The organism is Clostridium chauvoei (assembly GCF_002327185.1).
GTDB lineage: Bacteria > Bacillota > Clostridia > Clostridiales > Clostridiaceae > Clostridium > Clostridium chauvoei.
This window is the reverse complement of sequence record NZ_CP018624.1, coordinates 1355803-1377741: the sequence shown is the minus strand read 5'-3', so window position 1 is coordinate 1377741 and position 21939 is coordinate 1355803. Positions and strand designations below refer to the sequence as shown.

The window sequence follows — 21939 nt, the reverse complement described above, 5'->3', positions numbered from 1 at the left end:
ATGTTTTATCCAGGTTTTTATTTTGATCCAACATATATAATCTTAATTCCAGCAGTTATAATAGCTTTTTGGGCCCAAATGAAAGTAGATAGTACTTACAAAAAATATAGAAGTGTTAGAACTATAAATGGGAATACAGGGAGTGAAATTGCAAGAAATATATTAGACTCAGCAGGACTTTTTGATGTAAGATTGGAAAGAGTAAGCACTCACTTGGGAGACCATTATGATCCAACTTCAAAAGTAGTTAGACTTTCGCCAGAAGTATATGATGGAGCAACTATTGCAGCAGCTGGAATAGCAGCTCATGAGTGTGGTCATGCAATTCAACATCAAACTAGCTATAAACCATTAGTTCTAAGAACTCAAATAGCCCCAGTAGTTAATATAGGGAGTCAACTTTCAATGATTTTATTTATGATTGGAATATTTTTTGGTTCTCCTATGTTAGCGAGATTTGGTATTATATTCTTTGGAGCAGCAGTTTTATATCAATTAGTAACTCTTCCAGTAGAATTTAATGCTTCAACTAGAGCACTTTCCATTTTAAAAACTAGAGGGTTTTTATATGGAGATGAAATAAAAGGTGCACAAAATGTATTAGATGCAGCTGCAATGACTTATGTTGCTGCTACATTGATGGCTATTTCTCAATTAATAAGATTAATAGCATTAAATAATAGATATAATGATAATTAAAGAGGTATAAAGATGAATAGTAGAAAACTAGCAAGACAAATAGTTCAAAGAGTTTTAGAAGAAGGAGCATACTCAAATATAGTTCTTTCAAATGAACTTAATAATAACGAAATCTCAGATTTAGATAAGGGATTAATAACTGAATTAGTTTACGGAACTTTAAGAAGAAAAAAGACTTTAGATGTTATTATAGGAAACTTTGTAAAAGACATTAAACTTATGGATGAAACTGTATTAAACATATTAAGAGTTGCAATTTATCAGATACATTTTCTAGATAAAGTTCCTGAATATGCAGCATGTAATGAAGCTGTAGAAGAAGCTAAAGAAGTTTCTTTAGAAGCATCAAAGCTTGTAAATGGTATATTAAGAAATTACATTAAAGATGAAAAAGAATTAGTTGTACCAGGAAATAGAATTGATGAATTAGCATATAAATTCTCTCTTCAACCATGGATGATAAGATTATTTATAAAACAATATGGAGAAGAAAGAACTTTAAAACTTATGGCAGGTTTAAATGAAACTCCTAAAACAACAGTAAGAGTTAATAGTATTAAATCAGATTATGATGAAGTTTATGAAAAGTTAGAAACAATGCAATATGACATTGAAGAAGGATATGCTTGCCCAGAAGCTATTGAAATAAAAGGCGGAAAAGGCATAGAAAGAAATGAATTATTTAATGAAGGGTTAATAACTGTTCAAGATGAAAGCGCTATGCTTGTAGCACCTATTTTAGATGCTAAAGAAGGAGATAAAGTTTTAGACCTTTGTGCAGCACCAGGTGGAAAAACAACTCATATAGCAGAATTATTAAATAATACAGGAGAAGTATTAGCTTTTGATTTACATGAAAATAAATTATCATTAATAGAAGAAAATATTAATAGACTTGGTTTAACAAATGTAAAGACTTTAGTTATGGATGCAACTAAATTAAATGTTGAGTATATATCCTCATCAGATAAAGTTCTTATTGACGTTCCATGTTCAGGTCTTGGAATAATAAGAAAAAAACCAGAAATAAAATGGAATAAAACTAGACAGCAATTAAAGGATTTAGTTCCAATACAAAGAGAAATAATGGATAATGCTTGGCAATACTTAAAACCAAATGGTACATTAGTATATTCAACATGTACATTAAACAAAGAAGAAAATGAAGAAAATATACAATGGTTTATGTCAAAGCATAAAGATGCTAAAATAGAAAAGATATTTATTGGAAATAATAGTAACTTTATATATAACCAAGATGGTACATTAACTATATTACCAAATGAACATATGGATGGCTTCTATATTGCTAAAATACAAAAAACAATGTAGGTGAAATAATGAAAAATATATTAGATTACACTTTAGAGGAGCTTATAGCTTGGATGAAGGACAATAAAGAAAGTGCATTTAGAGCAAAACAAGTACTTTCTTGGATTTATAAAGAAGTTTGGGATTTTTATGAAATGAGAAATATCCCTAAGGCTTTACAAGAAAAGTTAAATAGTAACTTTTATATAGGTATTCCTAAAATAGTAGAAAGATTTGAATCTAAAATAGATAATACACAAAAGCTATTACTTGGTTTTAATGATGGAAATATTATTGAAAGTGTAATTATGAAATATAAACATGGTTATTCAATTTGTATTTCAATACAAGTTGGGTGCAGGATGGGATGTAAGTTCTGTGCCTCAACTCTTGATGGAAGAGTTAGAAATTTAACAGCAGGAGAAATATTATCTCAAATTATGGTAGCTCAAAACGTAATTGGTGAAAGAATTTCAAATGTAGTGTTAATGGGAAGTGGAGAACCTTTAGATAATTATGAAAATGTACTTAAATTTTTAGAATTAGTAAATTCAGATTATGGGCTAAATATTGGACAACGACATATTACACTTTCAACTTGTGGTTTAGTTCCTAATATTTATGATCTTGCAGATAAAGAATCAAGTATAACTTTAGCAATTTCACTTCATGCATTTAGTGATGAGAAAAGAAGAGAAATAATGCCAATAGCTAATAAATATTCAATAAAAGAGATTTTAGAGGCCTGTAGGTATTACATAGAAAAGACAGGAAGACGTATTACTTTTGAATATTCTTTAGTATCAGGAGTGAATGATGGAAAAGAAGATGCAAAATCTTTAGGAAAACTTTTAAAGGGTATGTTATGCCATGTTAATCTTATTCCTGTTAATGAAATAAAAGAAAATACACTAAAAAGACCTTCTAAAAAAACTATTACAGATTTTGAAGAAATTTTAAAAAGTCAAGGGATAGAAGTTACAGTAAGAAGAGAAATGGGAAGCGATATTAATGCAGCCTGTGGACAAATAAGACGTAAGTTTTTAGAAACCCAAATGTAAGGAGTGGGTATTGATGGTTGGTATAAAAAGTGATGTGGGAAACGTTAGAAAATTAAATGAAGATTATGCCTTATATAAAGAAGAGGAAAAATATAGAGTTTTTGTTGTAGCAGATGGTATGGGAGGTCATAATGCTGGTGAAGTAGCTAGTGAAATGGCATCCAAGAAAGTAATTGAATTTATTGAAAAGAATTTTAACTATGAAAATAGATATAACATCTTAAAAGAAGCAGTAGAATATGCAAACATTAAAGTTTATGAGTTTTCTCATGGAGAAGAAGAATATAGAGGGATGGGGACAACTCTAACTGCATGTCTAATAACAGATGAATTTATTCAAGTTGCAAACGTGGGAGATAGCTCATGTTATGGCATAAAGGGAGAAGTAATTGAAAAAATAACTAAAGACCATTCGTTAGTACAAGAATTATTAGATTTTGGAAGTATTACAGAGGAAGAAGCTGAAAAACACCCGCAAAGAAATATAATTACAAGAGCAATAGGAACAAAGGAATGGGTTGAAGTTGATATATTTAAAGTAAATCCTAAGAAGTACAATTTGTTTTTGTTGTGTTCAGATGGTCTAAGTAACGAAGTGAAATCCAATGATATTTTATCTATTCTAAGTGAGTATTCTAATTTAGGTGAGGTTTGTGAAATATTGATAGACCTAGCTAAATCAAGAGGTGGAAGGGATAATATAACAGTAGTACTATTTGAAGGAGAGGTGTAAGTGAATGGTATTAGGAGACAGATATGAACTTCTTGAAAAAGTCGGCGAAGGCGGAATGTCAGAAGTTTTTAAAGCTAAATGTAATAAGTTAAATAGATTTGTTGCCGTTAAAATTCTAAAAAAGGAATTTGCAAACAACGAAGAAATATCACAAAAATTTAAGAGAGAAGCAACTGCTATTGCAAACTTGTCAGATACTAATATAGTTAATGTTTTAGATGTTGGAACTCAAGATGATATAAATTATATTGTTATGGAATACGTAAATGGTAAAACTTTAAAAGATTTCATACAATATAATGGAAAACTTGGTTATGCTACAGCTATAAAAATAGCGCTTCAAATTGCTAAAGCATTAGAATGTGCTCATAAAAATAACATTATTCATAGAGATATAAAGCCACAAAATATATTAGTAACAGAAGGTGGCGGAATAAAAGTTACAGATTTTGGAATAGCAAAATCAACAGATTCCTCTACTATAACAAATACAACAAGTATAATAGGATCAGCACATTATTTATCACCAGAACAAGCTAAGGGAACTTATATTGACTTTAGAACTGATTTATATTCTTTAGGTGTAGTTTTATATGAAATGGTAACTGGAAAATTACCTTTTGAGGGGGATTCCCCAGTTACTGTAGCTCTTAAGCACTTACAAGAAGAGCCTGTCTCACCAAAGAGTTTGAATCCATCAATTCCTGATAGCTTAAATAAGCTTATATTAAAGGCTATGGAAAAAACACCAGTAAAAAGATATCAAAGTGCAAAGGATATTATACAGGATCTTCAAAAAATACAACAAAATCCTGATGTTATCATTGGAGAAAAACCTTCAATGGATGATCAACATACAATCGTAATGTCTCCAATTACAATGGATAATGATAAGACAACTCAAATTACAAGTCTTAAAGATGAATATTACGACGAAGATGATGAATACGATGAAGAAGACTACGAAGATGATGATGAAGAGGATGGTTTATTTAAAAAGAGAAAGACTAAAGAAAATAAACCTAAGAAAAAAAATAATAATAAAAAGGTAATTATAGCTATAGTAGGGATTTTAGCATTACTAGCAATTGGAGTGGGCGGTTTCTTTTTAACTAAGGGATCAAGCAGCAAGGAAGTTGAAGTACCTAATATTGAAAGTAAGAAATTAGATGATGCTAAAAAGGAACTTGATAAATTAGGATTAGAGCTTGAAGAGGTAGGAACTGAAAAGAGTGATAAACCAGAAGGAACTATTATTGATGTGAATCCTAAAGTTGGAACTAAGGTAAAGAAAAAATCAAAGGTTAAGGTAATTGTATCAGGTGGAGAAGAAAAGTTAAAAATGCCTGATTTTAGAGATTATGAAGTTGATAATATAAAACAATACTTTGATTTACAAGGATATAAAAATTATACGATAACAGAACAATTTAGTAATAGTGTTCCAAAAGGATATTTTATAAGTCAAAGTCCAGCTGCTAAGGCTGAAATTAAAAAAGATACTAAAATAGAGGTAGTTGTAAGTAAGGGTCCAGAAATTAAACTTGTAGATGTACCTAATGTTGTAGGATATAGTGAAGGTGATGGAAAATCAACATTAGAAGGGCTTAAACTTTCAGTATCAGTAAATTATCAAACTACTAATAATAAAAATGAAGATGGAAAAGTTCTTTCACAATCAATAAAAGGTACAAAAGTAGAAGAAGGAACTTCAGTTTCTATTACTGTAGGAAAATATGAAGAAAAAATAATAGATATTGCAGGATTAGGTATTTATATTAATATGCCAGTAAATGAAGCCAAAGCACTTCTTAAAGGTGCTGGTATAAATGTAGCAGTATCTGGAGATGGAGATAAAGTAGCAGATTTTACAAAGAGTGTTAAAGAAGGTGAAACAGTTACTTTAACAACAAATAAAAAGGAACAAGAAAATCCGCCTAAACCTGAAAGTGGTAATGGAGAAGAAAAACCACCTATAGGTAATCAATAACGGAAAGAATTTAGGAAATCAATTTAATTGGTTTCCTTTTTCTTATTACATATATAATTTTATAAAAATTAATATAAATAAATATATATGTGAAAAATTGTTTGCATTTTTTGGTGAAATCTGTTTATTATAAATAAGGAGAATAAAATATAAGGAGATATTATGGAAGGAAAAATAATTAAGGGAATTGGTGGATTTTATTACATTAAAACTGAAGACGGGCTAATAGAGTGTAAAGCAAGAGGGAAGTTTAGACATAAAGATATAAAGCCTATAGTTGGTGATAATGTTATTATAAAAGTTGAAAATGGTAAGGGAGTTATAGAAGATATATTAGAAAGATCATCAGAACTCATACGACCAACAGTAGCAAATGTCACACAAGCCTTTGTTGTTTTTGCAATTAAAAACCCAGATATTAATTTTGATCTTTTAAATAGATTTTTAGTTCTTTGTGAACATAATAATATAAAATCAATAGTTTGTTTAAATAAAGTAGATTTAGTTTCAAATGAAGAAAGAGAAGAAGTAAGGAAAAAAATTAATGATATAGGTTATGAAGTATTATATATAAATGCAAAAAAAGGCGAAGGAATAGATAGCCTTAAGGAAAAACTTAAAGGAAATGAAACAGTATTATGTGGTCCATCAGGAGCAGGTAAATCTACTCTAATAAATAAATTAATAAATAGAGATCATATGGAAACTGGAAGTGTTTCAGATAAAATAGGTAGAGGAAAGCATACAACTAGACATAGCGAACTAATAGAGATATCAGAGGGTTATTTAGTAGATACTCCAGGTTTTTCAACTCTAGAAGTAAACTTCATAGATAAAGAAGAACTTAGATATTGTTTTCCAGAGTTTGAAGAATATAATCATGAATGTAAATTTAGAGGATGTCTTCACAATAAAGAACCTAAATGTGCAGTTAAAGAAGCTGTGCAAGAAGGCAAAATTAATGAATATAGATATAAATTTTATATTAGAACATTAGAAGAAATAATGGATGGGAGGAATAATAAATGGTAAGGATAGCACCTTCAATTTTATCAGCAGATTTTTCAAAATTAGGAGAAGAAATACAAAGTATAGACAAGGCAGGAGCAGAGGTTATTCATATAGATGTAATGGATGGGTCATTTGTACCTAATATATCATTTGGATTACCAATTATAAAATCAATAAGAAATAAAACAGAAAAAATATTTGATGTACATTTAATGATAGAAAACCCTGCAAATTATATAGATGCTTTTGTAGAAGCGGGAGCAGATATAATAACAGTGCACTATGAAGCAGATAGACATATAGATAGAGCCATTCAATATATAAAATCAAAAGGAGTTAAAGCAGGTGTTGCTTTAAATCCAGGTACACCTACAATGGTATTAAAAGATATTATAAGTAGTGTAGATATGGTACTTATTATGTCAGTAAATCCAGGCTTTGGTGGGCAAAAGTTTATTCCTTATGCTTTAGATAAAATTAAAGAAGTAAAAGAAATGAGCAAAGATTTAAATAAAGATTTATTAATTGAAGTTGATGGTGGAGTAGATAAAACTAATGCTAAAACTTTAATAGAAGCTGGAGCTAATGTATTAGTTGCAGGTTCAGCAGTATTTGGTGATGGGAAATACAAAGAAAATATAAAGGTTTTAAGAGGGGAATAAATGAAAGCTATAATTGTTTCAGGGGGAAAGGCACCTTCTAAGAAACTTTTAGAAAATATAATTAAAGATGGAAATCTTATAATTGGTGCAGATAGAGGCTGTGAAGTACTTATTCAAAATAAAATAATACCTGATTATGTATTAGGAGATTTTGATTCAGCTTCAAAAGAAACAATTTTAAAGCTAGAACAACTTGGAGTACCCAAAACCAAATTTAAAGAGGAAAAAGACTTTACAGATACAACTAGTGCTTTTAATTTAGCTATAGATAAAGGAGCTACAGAAATAGTCTTACTTGGAGCTACAGGCACTAGATATGATCATGCATTAGGTAATATAGGGCTTTTGCTAAAAGCTCTACAATTAGGTGTTAAAGCCGAAATAATAGATGATAATAATAAAATATATATGATAAATAAACCAGAGATTCTTTATGGTAATTATGGCGATATTATATCTTTTCATGCTTATTCAGATTTAGTAAGTGAATTAACTATAAAGGGAGCTAAGTATGAGTTAAATAATTATGATTTAGCTGTAGGAGATTCATTAACAGTATCTAATGAGTTTTTAGATAAGCCTATAGAGATTAACTTTAAAAATGGAACTCTAATGGTTTTATATACAAAAGATTAAAGTTTTTTTAAAAATTAATCACTCAATTCCAATATGCTGCATACAATAAGTATAAAGGGATGAGTGATTTTTATTATTATAAGGGGGGATTTTAGATGAAAATAATCGCTATAAAATTACCAAAGTTCCTATCAAACTTTATAAAGTTTTTTAGAAGAAAGTAATTAGTACATATGAAAAAGTTAAGATATGTATAAATAATAAAGAGTTTGTGGTTATACTCTTTAAAATATAAAAAATGCAATTGACTAATCAATTGCATTTTTTATCTGAACTTATATTGCTCTTTGAACCTTACCAGATCTAAGGCATCTTGTACATACATGAACTGTTTTTGGTGTTCCATTAACTAAAGCCTTTACTCTCTTTATGTTAGGAGCCCAAGTTCTCTTTGATTGACGATGTGAGTGAGAGTATTGAGTACCTGATACTACACCTTTATTACAAACTTCGCATCTTCTTGCCACTTGAAAACACCTCCTTATGTTTTGAAGATAATTTCTCTTCAATAGGACAGATTACATTTTATCATATAAAGTGATAAATTTGCAAGTAAAAAATAAAAAAACTTGAACATAATATAAAATATGACGAATTTATAAAAAAAATTCTAATTATCAAAATTCTCTACAGATATCTACAGTTTAATAATTACACTTGAATAATAATTATAAGTAATATAAAATATAGTATAAGGATATTTATAAGGAGGGATCTATAAATGGTAGGATATTCAAATGAACTTGGGAACATTCATTACTCAGAAGATGTTTTGGGCAAGATCGTTGGACTTTCAACAATGGAATGTTATGGAGTAGTAGGAATGGTTTCTAAAAATGCTACAGAAGGCTTTTGGGAACTTATGAGAATAGAAAACTTAAGTAAGGGCGTTAAGCTTAACTTTAATGAAGATAATAAATTAGAAATAGAATTATTTGTGATGGTCGAATATGGAAATAAAATTTCTGTAATTGCAAATAATATAATACAAAAGGTACGTTATAGTGTAGAAAATTTTACTGGTTTAAAAGTTTCATCTGTTACAGTAAATGTTCAAGCTGTTAGAGTCTAGGAGGTAAAAGGATGAAATATCAAAAAATAAATGGCCATGACTTTTATAACATGGTTGTTAATGGTAGCAATAGGTTGTTAGAACAAAGTGATTTTGTTAATGCTTTAAATGTATTCCCTGTTCCAGATGGAGATACAGGAACAAATATGTCAGCAACTTTTAAAGCGGCAGTTAAAGAGATAGAAGGCCTTAATTCAAATTCTATAGGAGAATCATCTAAGAAACTTGCAAAGGGTGCTCTTATGGGAGCAAGAGGAAACTCAGGAGTTATTCTTTCACAAATACTTAGAGGGATTTCTAAAGGATTAGAAGAAAAAGAAGAAGTAGATGCAATTGAATTTGCAATAGCATTAAAAGAAGGAAGTAATTCAGCCTACAAAGCTGTTATGAGACCTACAGAAGGAACAATACTTTCAGTTATAAGAGCAGCAGCAGAAGCAGCAATAGAAGCAGAAGCAAAAGACCTAGTGGAACTTATGAACATAGTAGTTCTAGAATCTAAAAAGATGCTAGATAAAACTCCGGAATTACTACCTGCATTAAAAAAGGCAAAAGTAGTAGACTCAGGTGGTATGGGATTATATATAATACTTAAAGGCATGTATGATGCATTAAAAGATGATATAAAAGCTGAAATTAAAGATATTAATCCAGCTCAAGCAACAGCTAGTGCAAAAGGAATAGAAGATATAGATATTAAATTTGGATATTGTACAGAATTTATTGTCTTAGGAGATGCTACTAAAGCAGAAGCTTTTAGAGCAGAAATAGAAACTTTAGGAGATTCAGCAGTGGTTGTTGGATATGAAGATGTAATAAAAGTACATATTCATACAAATGACCCTGGAGACGTTCTTTCAAGAGCTGTTAAATTAGGTGAGTTATCAAAGATTAAGATCGATAATATGAGAGAAGAACATAGAGAACTTATGGAAAAAGAGTTCTATGATAACGAAACAGTAGCAGTGGAAGAAGAAGAAATAAAAAAATATGCGTTTATTTCAGTAGCAATGGGTACTGGAATTACAAATATATTTAAAGATTTAGGAGTTGACTACGTAATAGAAGGTGGTCAAACAATGAATCCTTCAACTCAAGATATAATGGAATGCATAGAAAAATTAAATGCTGAACATATATTTATACTTCCAAATAATAAAAACATTATTATGTCAGCAAATCAAGCAGCTGAAATTTCAGAAAAAGATGTAAGAGTAATACCAACTAAGACAATTCCACAAGGAATAACTTGTATTACTATGTTTAACCATGAAGGTGAAGTAGATGAAAATGAAGAAGCTTTAAAAGAAACTATTGAAATGGTTAAAACAGGATCTGTAACATATGCCGTTAGAGATACAGAAATGGATGGAATAGAAATAAAAGAAGGAAACATGTTAGGTTTAGTTGAAGGTAAGATTAAAAAAGTTGGAGAAGACTATTTTAATATTGCAGAAGAAGTTTTAGAAGAAATGATAGATGAAGATAGTGAACTTATTACCATATTCTATGGAAAAGATGTGGATGAAGAAAAATTAAATGAGTTTGTATCGAAGTTAGAAGATAAGTATAGTGACTTTGATGTTCAATGTTATAGTGGAGAACAACCTCTTTACTATTTCATAATGTCAGTAGAATAAACTTTAAATAAGAAAAGATATAAGCACAGGATATTAAAGCTGTTTACAGTTAGTAATATCTTGTGCTTTAATGCTATATAACAATTTGCTAGAGGTGATATTATGAATATTTCACAAGATATATCTTCTGTAAAGGGAGTTGGACCTAAGCTTACAGAAAGATTAAATAAGTGTGGTATTTTTACTATTTTAGATTTGCTATTATACTTTCCTAGAGATTATGAGTTTATAAGGGGAAATATAGATTTTCAGGAAATAGATGAAAATGAAAAACAAATTCTAACATGTAGAGTTGTTGAGTTTGGAAGGGATGTAAGAACTAAAACGGGTAAAATTATATCTACCATTATATTTGATTATAGAGGATATGTAGTTGAAGGGAAATGGTTTAATCAAAAATATATAAAAGCATCCTATAGAATAGGTGGAGTTTATGATCTAGTAGGGAAATTTAAAAAAGTTGGAAATAGACTAGAAATAATAAATCCTATAAATGGTTATAAAGATGCTAAAGAAAATGAAATAATACCTAAATATCCATTAAAGGGAGATTTAAGTGATAGGATAATAACAAAACTTATTAATCAAATTTTACAAGAAATAATTATTACAGAAAATTTACCTAAATATATTATAGAAAAGTATAAGTTAACTTCTTTAGATGAAGCCATTAGAAATATACATTTTCCTAAAGGTAAAAATGAGTTAGATAAAGCTATTATAAGGCTTAAGTTTCAAGAACTATTTACATACTCTATGAAATTACTTTTATTAAAAAATAAACTTAGAGGAAGTGAAGGCATAAACTTTCAATGGGTAGAGGAGCTTAGAGAGTTAAAAGCATCTCTTCCCTTTAGTTTAACTGATGCTCAAACTAAAGTTGTGCGTGAAATTTTAAGAGATCAAAAAAGTATGTATTCTATGAATAGATTAGTTCAAGGAGATGTTGGAAGTGGGAAAACTATAGTTGCATTAATAGCTATATTTAATGTTATTAAAAATGGATATCAAGCATCTTTGATGGTTCCTACAGAAATATTAGCAAATCAACATTATGCAGAGGCTAAAAAGTTGTTTATGGGTTTTGATGTAGATGTAGAACTATTAACTGGAAGCACTACCTTAAAAGAAAAAAGAAGAATAAAGGAAAAAATATCTTCTGATAAGGCTTTTCTTGTAATAGGGACTCATGCTCTTATACAAGAGGATGTAGAGTTTAAGAATTTAGGTTTAGTAGTTACTGATGAACAGCATAGATTTGGTGTAGAACAAAGAAGTAAGCTTATTAATAAGGGAAGAAGACCAGATGTACTTGTTATGACAGCTACTCCTATTCCAAGAACACTAGCTTTATATTTATACTCGGACTTAGATGTATCAATAATAGATAAACTTCCTCCAGGAAGAAAAAAAATAGATACTAAATTTTTTAATGAAGAAAAACGATATCTAGCATATGATTTAGCCCTTAAAGAAGTTAATAAGGGGAGACAGGTTTATATAGTATGTCCACTAATAGAAGATGATGAAAAAATGCAATTAAATTCAGTTGAAAAGTTATTTTCTGAGCTAAAAAATGGTGTGTTTGAAAATATTCCAATAGAAATATTACATGGGAAAATGAAAGCACAAGAAAAAGATGGAATAATAACAGCTTTTAAAGATAATAAGATTAAAGTTATTATATCTACAACAGTAATAGAAGTAGGAGTGAATGTGCCTAACGCTTCTGTAATGATAATTGAAAATGCTGAAAGGTTTGGGTTAGCTCAGCTTCATCAATTAAGAGGGAGAGTTGGAAGAGGAGAATATGAATCTTACTGTGTTTTAATTGGTAAAGCTAAAAGTAATAATACTAAAAAAAGAATGGAAATAATGACAGAATCTACAGATGGGTTTTATATATCGGAACAAGATTTAAAGCTTAGAGGTTCAGGTGAAATGTTTGGGTTAAAACAAAGTGGAGCTGAAGGTCTTATACTTGCAGATATATATGAAGATATAGATATACTAAGATGTGCAAGAGGAGAAGCTAATATGCTTATAAAGTCAAAGGAATCTGATGCTATCAAAGTGTGTAGAGAGATAGCTAATTCAATTGAAAGATGGAGTAGGTATATTTGTTTTAATTAAAAAAATTGTATATATAAAAATATTATGATAAAATTAAAAAGATAGTACCTAAGGAGGAATTTAAATGAGAATAATAGCGGGAAAAGCCAGAGGACGTAAGTTAATACCTCCTGCAACTATGGAAACTAGACCAACCTTAGACAGAGTAAAAGAAGCTATGTTTAGTATGGTTCAGGGATATATACCTGATGCTGTGGTTATTGATGTATTTGCAGGGACAGGGAGTCTTGGATTAGAAGCAGCAAGTAGAGGGGCTAAAGAAGTTTATTTAGTAGATAAAAGTCCGGTTACATTCCCTTTACTTAAGGAAAATATTGAAAACTTAAAGTTTGAAGACTTCTGTTTTGGTTTAAATATGGATTCATACGAAGCATTAAGAACTTTAACTAAAAAGGGAAAGGTATTTGATATAATATTTATCGATCCTCCGTATTGTAAAGAAATGATACCAGAGGCAATTAAATTAGTTAAGGAAAATAATATGCTGAAAGAAAATGGTATAATAGTCACAAAAATAGATACAATAGAAGATATCTATGAAGGTTATGAGAATATAGTTCTAACAAAAAGTAGAAAATATGGTAATACAACAGTATGTTTTTATAAATACCAATAGAGCAGGTTGAGGGGGATAAAAATGAAGGTAGCCATTTATCCAGGTAGTTTTGATCCTATAACAAATGGGCATTTAGATATAATAAAAAGAGGATCGAAGGCTTTTGATAAACTTATAGTGGCAGTTCTAGTTAATGTAGATAAGAAGGGATTGTTTAGTTCAGAAGAAAGGGTTGCTTTAATAGAAAAAGTAACTAAAGATTTAGAGAATGTTGAGGTTTTAAGGTTTGAGGGGTTATTAGTTGATTTTGCAAGAATTAATAATTCTAATATAATTCTAAAAGGCTTACGAACAGTTGCTGATTTTGAATATGAATTTCAAATGGCTCTTATGAATTCGAAATTAGATTCAAATATAGAGACTGTTTTTATGATGACATCATCAGAGTATTCATATGTAAGCTCGTCCTCTGTAAAACAAGTGGCAAAATTTGGGGGATGTATTAAGGGGCTTGTCCCGGATGAGATTATTCCAGAGATTATAGATAAAATTAAAAAATAAAAAGGGGTGGAGTTTGTGGACAAACAAGAAGCTAATATAATTGAACTTTTAGAGTATTTACAAGAGATTATAGAAAATGCGCCAAAGGTTCCTATTACAGGGAAAACTATGGTGGATAAAAAAGAAATTGATGAAGTTATAGATCAAATAATACATGAACTTCCAGATCAACTAAAAAAGGCGAAATGGGTTATAACTGAAAAGGATAGAATACTTAATGATGCTCAAAAGGAGTATGAAAACTTAAAAAAGGATACTCTAGAAATAATGAAAAAAAATATAGAGAATCATGATATAGTTAAAGAAGCTAAAATAAGAGCAAATGAAATAATTGCCCTAGCACAAAGAGATGCCAAGGCAATTAGATTAGGATCAAGAGAGTATTCAAACGAAATTTTAACTCAGCTTGATAGAGAGATAGAAAATAAAAAAATAGCTTTAATCAAAACAATGCAAACTTCCTTTGAACAGGTAGCTAAAGAAATAGATGAAAATATGTCAGAAGCTTCAGAGGTTATAAAGGAAAATATAGCAGAATTAAGAAGTATGTAATTTTCTTAAAACTCTAAAAATAACCTTGCATATTAGAGTTAGTATTAAAAGTAATATAACTGGTAAAATAGATATAAAAGCATTAGTATATATTTTTTCAGTTGAAATTATTATATTAGAAACGGTAGTAGTCTTTAAAAATATTTTTGAAACGCCAAAGGTTATAAAAAAGCTAAGTACACCTTGGATAAACTTCCAAAAAATATATTTCTTCATTGGAGGATTATATTTACTAACAACAGAACTTACTTGCGCTATAACTGATAAACTTGAAAAAGAGCAAATAAAACTTATCATACTAAGTTTTAAATTAATAGATAAGGTAGATGTAGAAATTAATTTACATCCGTTTGTAAACTCGATGCTTCCTAAAAAGAGTCCATATAAAGAATCAGTAGGCAATTTAAGTAAGTCTTCTAAACTGTGTAAAACAATGCTTATTTGAGCATTGTTTTTTATTATGCTTATAAAAACAGAGAACATAATAACAAAAGCTCCAACTGTAAGAGTTGTGTTTATTCCACTTTCAATAGCCTGTTTTAAAGCAGTTCCAAAATTTTTAGTTTTAAAATTTGGAGCAATTGCTCTATCAAACTGGCAATTTTCATTTTTTCTTTTTGTTAAAAATCCTACAATAATAATAGATAAATAATTTGCTATAAGCAATATATAACCATATTTGGGGCTAGAAAGCATAGCAGCTCCAACAGAACCGATTAAAAAAATAGGACCTGCATTTGTTGCTATATTTAAAACTCTAAGATATTCTTTTTCTTTAATATAGCCCATTTCATAAATCTCACTACAGTATTTGGCTCCTAATGGGTATCCGCATAGGAAACTAGCTGCAAGGGGGAAGGAACAAGCTTTAGATAAACCAAGTGGTTTGCAAAAAAGAGGACCCATTACTTTAGAATAAAGTCCAATACCATCATAAGAAATTAAAATATTACAAATAACTGTAAAAGGAAATATAGTTGGAACTATTGCTTTAACAACTAAGGAACATCCCATTAAAGCAGCATCCATACAGTCTTGTAAATTAAGTATAAATAAGATTATTAAAATTGTAGTACAAAAACATACTATGTAATTTTTTTTTATGTTTAGTAGCTTTATAAGTATGATGCTAAGTGCAATAATTAAAAGCCATAGAATATAAATACTATACATGTAATCAACTCCCATCTATAGTATTTATATGCTGATGGCTTAACTTTATTAATCTTTTATTATAGGAGACTTTAAATAGTCATTAAAAGGATTTATTTTATCATTTAATATTGAGTAACACTTAGTACTTTGAATATCAAGGCTAAGTAATGGGTTATTTATATTTTTAGGAAGTTTGGTTATTACAGGTATAGAGGTTTTTTTCTTTATTTCTTTTAAAATACTTTTACCAGTATCATTAAAAGCGAGTACACGAGCATAAAGATTTTTAGAATCTAGAAGTTCTTTTGGGGCAAAGGAATCTAAACCTATAAAAATTTGTGTTAAAATTCTAGATATTTTTGTATAAGTATATCTTTTGCTTTTTATATTAAGTAAAAACTCTTGAAAAGAGTTACTATTGTAAATTTCTTTAATTAATTTATTATCTAATCCTTCGGATATTTCTAAAAGATTGTTAAAATTTACACAGTTAGAGACTAACTTGTATTTAATAAAGTCAAACATCTTATCTTCAAATACAAATTGGTAGTTATCATCTTGCAATTTTTTTAATATTTCATACGATTCATAAGGAATTGAAGATTTTATATCTTTAAGAGAATTTGAAGACTTTATAATTTCTCTTATACTTGTAGCTGAAGAAAAACTACTATTTAATGTTTTTTCATTATAAGTTGAGCCAACTCTTGTTAAAGTTAAGGGATTGATTGAACTATTTAAACGTAGCAAAGTTTTTATATATTCAATACCTAAAATATTATTAGAGCTAGTTAAAATATTTGAAAGGTCGTCATTGTTTAAAATTTTCTTTAAAGCTTCTTCACGAGCTTTTGCATATGTAATACCTTTTGATAAGTTATATTTTAAAATTTCTTTGAATTCTAATGGTTCATAAGCTAAAATTTTAGAAATACTTGTTAAATCATTTATATTTCCACTTTCACTTCCGAAGAAAATACTATTAACAACACCTAAAGCGTGAAGAATAGTAACTGAACCCTTAGCAAAATATTCAGCAGAGGATAAGGCGTAAAATGTAGGAAGTTCTATAACTAAATCTACACCATTTGAAACTGCCATTTCAGCTCTAGCCCATTTATCAACTATAGCAGGAGCACCTCTTTGGATAAAGTTTCCGCTCATTATACATATTACTCCATCACAATTAGTAGCCTTTTTAGCAGAGTCTAAATGATAAAGATGTCCACTATGAAATGGGTTGTATTCTGTAATTATTCCTGTTATATTCATATTTACACTCCTTAATGGAAATTATAAAAATATTATAGCATAAAAATGCTGAAATTATTAAGAATAATAAGGGGAATATATTAGATTAGAAATGATTGGAAGGATATTTCAGAAAATTTTAAATATAAAGAATTAAATCTTTGGGTAATTTGGGTGTTGAAAATTATAGTTGTTTAGGGGTATATTAGTAAGTAAGAAGATGCTAGGCGTCTTTTTTTGAAAGGAGTAATGATTATGGAGCTAATGGAAAAATTATGGAATGCAGCTAAGGCTGACAAAAGAAGGATTGTTCTTCCTGAAGGGGATGAAGAAAGAACTATCGTAGCAGCTCAAAGGATAAAAGAATTAGAGCTAGCATATCCAGTTTTAATAGGGGATGAAGAAAAGATAAATACTATGGCTAACAAGCTAGGTGTAAACTTAGAAGGTGTAGAAATAGTTAACCCATCAAAATCAGACAAATTAGGATCATACGTTAATGAATTTTATGAATTAAGAAAAAATAAAGGGATGACTATGGAAAAAGCTGAAATGATAGTTAAAGATCCACTTTATTTTGGTACTATGATGGTTAAGCTTGATGATGCAGACGGAATGGTTTCAGGTGCTGTACATACAACAGGAGATTTATTAAGACCAGGTTTACAAATAATAAAGACTGCTAAAGGGGTTTCAGTAGTATCAAGTTTCTTTATTATGATGGTGCCAGGGTCAGAATATGGTGAAGGCGGAATGTTATTATTCTCAGATTGCGCTGTAAATCCAAATCCAAATGCAGAACAATTAGCTGCAATAGCAATAGCTACAGCAGATACTGCAAAAAATTTATGTAAAATAGAACCAAGAGTTGCTATGTTATCTTTCTCAACTATGGGAAGTGCAGATCATGAAATGGTTGATAAAGTAAGAAAAGCAACAGAAATTGCAAAAGAATTAAGACCAGATTTACTTATAGATGGAGAATTACAATTAGATGCAGCTATAGTTGAAAAGGTTGCAAAACAAAAAGCACCTAATAGTAAAGTTGCTGGAAAAGCTAATGTATTAGTATTCCCAGACTTACAAAGTGGAAATATTGGTTATAAATTAGTTCAAAGATTTGCTAATGCAGAAGCTATAGGACCTATGTGTCAAGGTTTTGCTAAGCCAATTAATGATTTATCAAGAGGATGTAGTTCAGATGATATAGTTAATGTTGTTGCATTAACAGCAGTTCAAGCACAAAAGTAATTTAATATTGAAAGGGGCTATAAAAATGAAAATATTAGTAATTAATTGTGGTAGTTCATCATTAAAATATCAGTTAATAGATATGACAACTGAAGAAGCTTTGGCTCAAGGAGTTGTTGAGAGAATCGGAATTGAAGGTTCTATTTTAACTCAAAAAGTTGATGGAAGAGAAAAATATATTTTAGAAAAACCGATGAAAGATCATAAAGATGCTATAAGACTAGTTTTAGAAGTGCTAGTAGATAAAGAAAACGGGGTTATAGCATCTATGGATGAAATAAGTGCTGTTGGACATAGAGTAGTACATGGAGGGGAAAAATATTCAAAATCAGTTATAGTAGATGATGAAGTTATAAAAAATATTGAAGAATGCTTTAAATTAGCACCACTTCATAATCCACCTAACATGATTGGAATAAATGCATGTAAAGAGTTAATGCCAAACACACCTATGGTAGTTGTTTTTGATACTGCGTTTCACCAAACAATGAAGGAGGAGGCATATATTTATGCTCTTCCTTACGAGCTTTATGAAAACAATTCCATAAGGAAATATGGTTTCCATGGAACTTCACATAAGTATGTTTCACAAAAAGTTGCTGATGTTTTGGCACAGGATGTAAAGGATTTAAAGATTATTACTTGTCATTTAGGCAATGGTGCAAGTCTTTGTGCTATAAAAAATGGTGTATCAATAGATACAACAATGGGATTTACACCTCTTGAGGGAATAGTAATGGGTACTAGATCAGGAAGTATAGATCCAGCTATAGCTACATACTTAATAAAAGAATGTAACTATACTGTCGATGAAGTCAACGATTTATTAAATAAAAAATCAGGAGTGCTTGGAATTTCAGGGGTAAGTTCAGATTTTAGAGATATTGAAATGGCTGCAGTTGAAAAAAATAATAAGAGAGCTCAATTAGCTTTAGATATATTCCATTATAAAATAAGAGCTCAAATAGGAGCGTATACTGCTATAATGGGTGGAGTAGATGTAATCGTATTTACTGCTGGAGTTGGAGAAAATTCACCAGAGACAAGAGAAGAATGTTTAAAGGGCTTAGAGTATCTAGGTGTAGAAATAGATAAAGAAAGAAATAAAGTACGAGGAAAAATTAGAGAAATATCTAAAGAAGGATGCAAAGTAAAAGCTTTTGTAATACCAACTAATGAAGAGCTAATGATTGCAAGAGATACAATGGAATTGGTAAAAAATAAATATTAAATTAATAATATTTAAATAATTTCAAGATAGTATTTTAAATTACTAAATAACGACTTTGTATATAATTGTTTATATATAGTTATTTATATTAAAATATAAACTTAATATTAAAGTGCAGAATTATTATAATAGCAATTTAAAATAAACTGCTTGACTTTTAATCCTACACTTTATATAATAAGTTGTGTTTATTTGTTCAATAAATAAATTTAAGGAGTGAAAAGTGGCTTTACTCGAGCTATGTACATAATGTACATAATGTGTTCTAGAGAACATGAGAACTTTGTTCAGAGTATTACATATGATTATACAGTTTTCAGATTTAATATCACAAAAGAATAGAAAAAAAGAAATCAATGTAACATACGATTTATCTCCAATTTATTACGATGGAGATAAAATAAAAGCATTAGAAGCTGTTAATGTTAATGGAGAAGCAAAATCTTTTGAAGACATAATAGTTATTAAAGCTTCTATAAAAACAAAACTTGAACTACATTGTTCAAGATGCCTAGAGGCCTTTATCTATCCAATAGATATTGATATAGAAGAAAGGTTTACAAATAACAGGGAACTTCTTCAAGAAGATGAAGAAGTGGTATTTGTAGATGGTGATTCAATAGATATCACCGAAGTTGTTGAAAATATTATTATTTCAACCTTACCTATTAAGAGACTTTGCGTAGACAACTGTAAGGGACTTTGTCACCAATGCGGTAAAAATCTTAATAACGACACTTGTCAATGTACGACAAATGATGTAGACTTAAGACTGGCAAAGCTTCAAGAGTTGTTTGGAAATAAGGAGGTGTAATAATGGGAAATCCTGCTAGAAAAACATATAGAGCAAAGAGAGATTCAAGAAGAGCTCAAACTTTTAAGTTAAGCTTACCTGGAATAGTTGAATGTCCACAATGTCATGAAATGAAATTAGCTCACAGAGTTTGTAAGAACTGTGGATTCTACAAAGGTAAAGAAGTAGTTGCTTCATCAGAAGAATAAAGAAAGTCATTAGACTTTCTTTTCTTTATATATAAAGAAAAGGGGCAGTGGTATTATGAAAATAGCTATAGACGGTATGGGTGGAGATAATGCACCTAAAGCTGTAGTTGAGGGAGTTATATTGGCTCTTAAGGAATACGACGGTATAGAATATTATATAACAGGTAAAGCTGAAGAAATAGAAGAAGAACTAAAGAAGTACAAGTATGACGAAAAACTTGTAAAGGTTATAGACGCAAGAGAAGTAATATCTCCAAATGAGCATCCTGTAATGGCTTTAAAAAGAAAAAAAGACTCTAGTATATGTAAGGCGTTAAAACTAGTTAAAGATAAAGAGTGTGATGCAGTTATATCAGGAGGAAGTACAGGAGCATTTTTAGCTGGATGTACATTGTTGGTAGGAAGAATCAAAGGGGTTGAAAGACCTGCATTAGCACCAATTATGCCGGGAAAAAATGGTAGCTTTATGATAGTAGATGCTGGCGCAAATGTTGATTCTAAACCAAGTTATTTGGTCCAATTTGCACATATGGGTAAAATTTATTATCAAGAAGTTTTAGGTAAAAAAAATCCTAGTGTAGGACTTGTCAATATTGGAGCAGAAGAAGAAAAGGGAAATGAGCTTACAAAAGCTGCACATAAACTTTTAAAAGAAGAAGAAAATTTAAACTTTGTAGGAAATGTAGAGCCAAGAGAAACTTCATCAGGAGATGTAAATGTACTTGTATGTGATGGTTTTGTTGGAAACACATTATTAAAGATGTATGAGGGTGTAGCTAAAACACTTTTAAGTATGATAAAAGAAGAAATATTATCTTCAGGAATTAAAAGTAAAATTGGAGCTGCTTTATTAGGACCAGTATTTAAAAAATTAAAAATAAAATTTGATTATAAAGAATACGGTGGAGCGCCATTTTTAGGTGTTGAAGGTATTTGTATAAAGGCTCATGGAAGTTCAGATTCCAAGGCTTTTAAAAATGCTATAAGACAAACAAAAACTTTTTATGATAATGAAGTATTAGAAAAGATAAAGCAAGAGTTAAAAAATAATATATAATTTATACCTTTATGTATATTGACTAGATAAATAATATATAATATTATCTAAATGGGTGTATTTAGGAGGTGAAAGTTATGTTTGAAAAGATAAGAGAAATAATAGCTGAGAAATTAAGTATTAGTGAAGATGATATAACTATGGAAGCATCATTTGTTGAAGATTTAAACGCTGATTCATTAGACCTAGTGGAACTTATGATGGCTCTAGAAGATGAGTTAGATATGGAGATTCCAGACGAAGAAGCAGAAAACTTCAAAACTGTTGGAGACGTTGTTAAATATTTAAAAGCAAACGTTGAAGAATAATACGATCCCGCTATTAAAGCGGGATTTTATATTTACTATTATTGGTTTATTCTTGAATTTGTTAGTT

General features: G+C 29.5%; 23 protein-coding genes. 20 read left to right on the top strand and 3 right to left on the bottom strand.

The features are described from left to right. The 8 genes from BTM21_RS06485 (at position 1) to BTM21_RS06450 (ending at position 8103) form a co-directional block, all read left to right on the top strand. Positions 1-699, top strand: a complete 699-nt coding sequence (locus tag BTM21_RS06485; RefSeq protein ID WP_021875517.1) for a zinc metallopeptidase — start codon at positions 1-3, stop codon at positions 697-699. Between the two features lie 12 nt (positions 700-711). After that, positions 712-2031 (top strand): 16S rRNA (cytosine(967)-C(5))-methyltransferase RsmB, encoded by a 1320-nt coding sequence (rsmB, locus tag BTM21_RS06480; protein ID WP_021875518.1) that lies wholly within the window; start codon positions 712-714, stop codon positions 2029-2031. 8 nt (positions 2032-2039) lie between these two features. Continuing rightward, positions 2040-3071: a dual-specificity RNA methyltransferase RlmN gene (rlmN, locus tag BTM21_RS06475; RefSeq protein ID WP_096145380.1), complete on the top strand. Its 1032-nt coding sequence runs from the start codon at positions 2040-2042 to the stop codon at positions 3069-3071. Positions 3072-3084: 13 nt separating this feature from the next. Beyond that, positions 3085-3804 carry a Stp1/IreP family PP2C-type Ser/Thr phosphatase gene (locus tag BTM21_RS06470; protein ID WP_021875520.1) on the top strand — a complete coding sequence of 240 codons (720 nt, stop codon included), beginning with the start codon at positions 3085-3087 and terminating at the stop codon, positions 3802-3804. 4 nt (positions 3805-3808) lie between these two features. Beyond that, positions 3809-5794, top strand: a complete 1986-nt coding sequence (gene pknB / locus BTM21_RS06465) for a Stk1 family PASTA domain-containing Ser/Thr kinase (RefSeq protein WP_021875521.1) — start codon at positions 3809-3811, stop codon at positions 5792-5794. A 162-nt stretch (positions 5795-5956) separates the two neighbouring features. Continuing rightward, a complete protein-coding gene (gene rsgA / locus BTM21_RS06460) occupies positions 5957-6826 on the top strand; it encodes a ribosome small subunit-dependent GTPase A (RefSeq protein WP_021875522.1) in 870 nt (289 codons plus the stop codon). Then, on the top strand, positions 6820-7467 hold the full coding sequence (gene rpe, locus BTM21_RS06455) for a ribulose-phosphate 3-epimerase (protein ID WP_079481312.1): 648 nt from the start codon (positions 6820-6822) through the stop codon (positions 7465-7467). The genes rsgA and rpe overlap by 7 nt, the downstream gene beginning before the upstream one ends. After that, positions 7468-8103 (top strand): thiamine diphosphokinase, encoded by a 636-nt coding sequence (locus BTM21_RS06450; protein ID WP_021875524.1) that lies wholly within the window; start codon positions 7468-7470, stop codon positions 8101-8103. It begins immediately after the preceding gene. Between the two features lie 275 nt (positions 8104-8378). On the opposite strand, the gene rpmB is transcribed toward BTM21_RS06450, so the two are convergent. Then, entirely contained in the window at positions 8379-8570 is a 192-nt protein-coding gene (rpmB, locus tag BTM21_RS06445; protein WP_008678335.1) for a 50S ribosomal protein L28, read from the bottom strand. 254 nt (positions 8571-8824) lie between these two features. Here rpmB and BTM21_RS06440 point away from each other — a divergent pair, with 254 nt between their 5' ends. The 6 genes from BTM21_RS06440 (at position 8825) to BTM21_RS06415 (ending at position 14617) form a co-directional block, all read left to right on the top strand. Continuing rightward, positions 8825-9175, top strand: a complete 351-nt coding sequence (locus BTM21_RS06440; RefSeq protein ID WP_021875525.1) for an Asp23/Gls24 family envelope stress response protein — start codon at positions 8825-8827, stop codon at positions 9173-9175. A gap of 11 nt (positions 9176-9186) precedes the next feature. Then, positions 9187-10815 carry a DAK2 domain-containing protein gene (locus BTM21_RS06435; RefSeq protein ID WP_021875526.1) on the top strand — a complete coding sequence of 543 codons (1629 nt, stop codon included), beginning with the start codon at positions 9187-9189 and terminating at the stop codon, positions 10813-10815. Positions 10816-10917: 102 nt separating this feature from the next. Next, a complete protein-coding gene (gene recG / locus BTM21_RS06430; RefSeq protein WP_021875527.1) occupies positions 10918-12948 on the top strand; it encodes an ATP-dependent DNA helicase RecG in 2031 nt (676 codons plus the stop codon). A 64-nt stretch (positions 12949-13012) separates the two neighbouring features. Beyond that, positions 13013-13564 (top strand): 16S rRNA (guanine(966)-N(2))-methyltransferase RsmD, encoded by a 552-nt coding sequence (gene rsmD / locus BTM21_RS06425; protein WP_021875528.1) that lies wholly within the window; start codon positions 13013-13015, stop codon positions 13562-13564. 21 nt (positions 13565-13585) lie between these two features. Then, positions 13586-14065: a pantetheine-phosphate adenylyltransferase gene (gene coaD, locus BTM21_RS06420; protein ID WP_021875529.1), complete on the top strand. Its 480-nt coding sequence runs from the start codon at positions 13586-13588 to the stop codon at positions 14063-14065. Between the two features lie 15 nt (positions 14066-14080). Then, the gene (locus tag BTM21_RS06415; protein ID WP_079481314.1) at positions 14081-14617 is read left to right on the top strand and encodes a V-type ATP synthase subunit E; all 537 of its coding nucleotides are present in this window, start codon (positions 14081-14083) and stop codon (positions 14615-14617) included. On the opposite strand, the gene ylbJ is transcribed toward BTM21_RS06415, so the two are convergent. Further along, positions 14603-15790, bottom strand: a complete 1188-nt coding sequence (ylbJ, locus tag BTM21_RS06410) for a sporulation integral membrane protein YlbJ (RefSeq protein ID WP_079481315.1) — start codon at positions 15788-15790, stop codon at positions 14603-14605. The two genes, BTM21_RS06415 and ylbJ, sit on opposite strands and share 15 nt — an antisense overlap. Positions 15791-15838: 48 nt before the next feature. Further along, a complete protein-coding gene (locus BTM21_RS06405; protein WP_021875533.1) occupies positions 15839-17044 on the bottom strand; it encodes a nucleotidyltransferase in 1206 nt (401 codons plus the stop codon). A 234-nt stretch (positions 17045-17278) separates the two neighbouring features. Here BTM21_RS06405 and pta point away from each other — a divergent pair, with 234 nt between their 5' ends. From pta to acpP, 6 genes are all read left to right on the top strand, one after another. Continuing rightward, positions 17279-18274, top strand: coding sequence for a phosphate acetyltransferase (gene pta / locus BTM21_RS06400; RefSeq protein ID WP_079481316.1), 996 nt, complete (start codon positions 17279-17281; stop codon positions 18272-18274). A gap of 25 nt (positions 18275-18299) precedes the next feature. Further along, a complete protein-coding gene (locus BTM21_RS06395) occupies positions 18300-19505 on the top strand; it encodes an acetate kinase (RefSeq protein ID WP_079481317.1) in 1206 nt (401 codons plus the stop codon). 301 nt (positions 19506-19806) lie between these two features. After that, complete coding sequence (locus BTM21_RS06390) at positions 19807-20319, top strand: YceD family protein (RefSeq protein ID WP_021875536.1); 513 nt, start codon at positions 19807-19809, stop codon at positions 20317-20319. A 2-nt stretch (positions 20320-20321) separates the two neighbouring features. Next, positions 20322-20507: a 50S ribosomal protein L32 gene (rpmF, locus tag BTM21_RS06385; protein ID WP_021875537.1), complete on the top strand. Its 186-nt coding sequence runs from the start codon at positions 20322-20324 to the stop codon at positions 20505-20507. A gap of 55 nt (positions 20508-20562) precedes the next feature. Next, the gene (plsX, locus tag BTM21_RS06380; RefSeq protein WP_021875538.1) at positions 20563-21564 is read left to right on the top strand and encodes a phosphate acyltransferase PlsX; all 1002 of its coding nucleotides are present in this window, start codon (positions 20563-20565) and stop codon (positions 21562-21564) included. A gap of 77 nt (positions 21565-21641) precedes the next feature. After that, positions 21642-21872 carry an acyl carrier protein gene (gene acpP, locus BTM21_RS06375; protein WP_021875539.1) on the top strand — a complete coding sequence of 77 codons (231 nt, stop codon included), beginning with the start codon at positions 21642-21644 and terminating at the stop codon, positions 21870-21872. Positions 21873-21939 lie beyond the last annotated feature (67 nt).

Bases quoted from the DNA above. Each gene is read 5' to 3' on its own strand.
- BTM21_RS06485 (WP_021875517.1), top strand. From the start codon at position 1: ATGTTTTATCCAGGTTTTTATTTTGATCCAACATATATAATCTTAATT.
- rsmB (WP_021875518.1), top strand. From the start codon at position 712: ATGAATAGTAGAAAACTAGCAAGACAAATAGTTCAAAGAGTTTTAGAA.
- rlmN (WP_096145380.1), top strand. From the start codon at position 2,040: ATGAAAAATATATTAGATTACACTTTAGAGGAGCTTATAGCTTGGATG.
- BTM21_RS06470 (WP_021875520.1), top strand. From the start codon at position 3,085: ATGGTTGGTATAAAAAGTGATGTGGGAAACGTTAGAAAATTAAATGAA.
- pknB (WP_021875521.1), top strand. From the start codon at position 3,809: ATGGTATTAGGAGACAGATATGAACTTCTTGAAAAAGTCGGCGAAGGC.
- rsgA (WP_021875522.1), top strand. From the start codon at position 5,957: ATGGAAGGAAAAATAATTAAGGGAATTGGTGGATTTTATTACATTAAA.
- rpe (WP_079481312.1), top strand. From the start codon at position 6,820: ATGGTAAGGATAGCACCTTCAATTTTATCAGCAGATTTTTCAAAATTA.
- BTM21_RS06450 (WP_021875524.1), top strand. From the start codon at position 7,468: ATGAAAGCTATAATTGTTTCAGGGGGAAAGGCACCTTCTAAGAAACTT.
- BTM21_RS06440 (WP_021875525.1), top strand. From the start codon at position 8,825: ATGGTAGGATATTCAAATGAACTTGGGAACATTCATTACTCAGAAGAT.
- BTM21_RS06435 (WP_021875526.1), top strand. From the start codon at position 9,187: ATGAAATATCAAAAAATAAATGGCCATGACTTTTATAACATGGTTGTT.
- recG (WP_021875527.1), top strand. From the start codon at position 10,918: ATGAATATTTCACAAGATATATCTTCTGTAAAGGGAGTTGGACCTAAG.
- rsmD (WP_021875528.1), top strand. From the start codon at position 13,013: ATGAGAATAATAGCGGGAAAAGCCAGAGGACGTAAGTTAATACCTCCT.
- coaD (WP_021875529.1), top strand. From the start codon at position 13,586: ATGAAGGTAGCCATTTATCCAGGTAGTTTTGATCCTATAACAAATGGG.
- ylbJ (WP_079481315.1), bottom strand. From the start codon at position 15,790: ATGTATAGTATTTATATTCTATGGCTTTTAATTATTGCACTTAGCATC.
- BTM21_RS06405 (WP_021875533.1), bottom strand. From the start codon at position 17,044: ATGAATATAACAGGAATAATTACAGAATACAACCCATTTCATAGTGGA.
- pta (WP_079481316.1), top strand. From the start codon at position 17,279: ATGGAGCTAATGGAAAAATTATGGAATGCAGCTAAGGCTGACAAAAGA.
- BTM21_RS06395 (WP_079481317.1), top strand. From the start codon at position 18,300: ATGAAAATATTAGTAATTAATTGTGGTAGTTCATCATTAAAATATCAG.
- BTM21_RS06390 (WP_021875536.1), top strand. From the start codon at position 19,807: ATGATTATACAGTTTTCAGATTTAATATCACAAAAGAATAGAAAAAAA.
- rpmF (WP_021875537.1), top strand. From the start codon at position 20,322: ATGGGAAATCCTGCTAGAAAAACATATAGAGCAAAGAGAGATTCAAGA.
- plsX (WP_021875538.1), top strand. From the start codon at position 20,563: ATGAAAATAGCTATAGACGGTATGGGTGGAGATAATGCACCTAAAGCT.
- acpP (WP_021875539.1), top strand. From the start codon at position 21,642: ATGTTTGAAAAGATAAGAGAAATAATAGCTGAGAAATTAAGTATTAGT.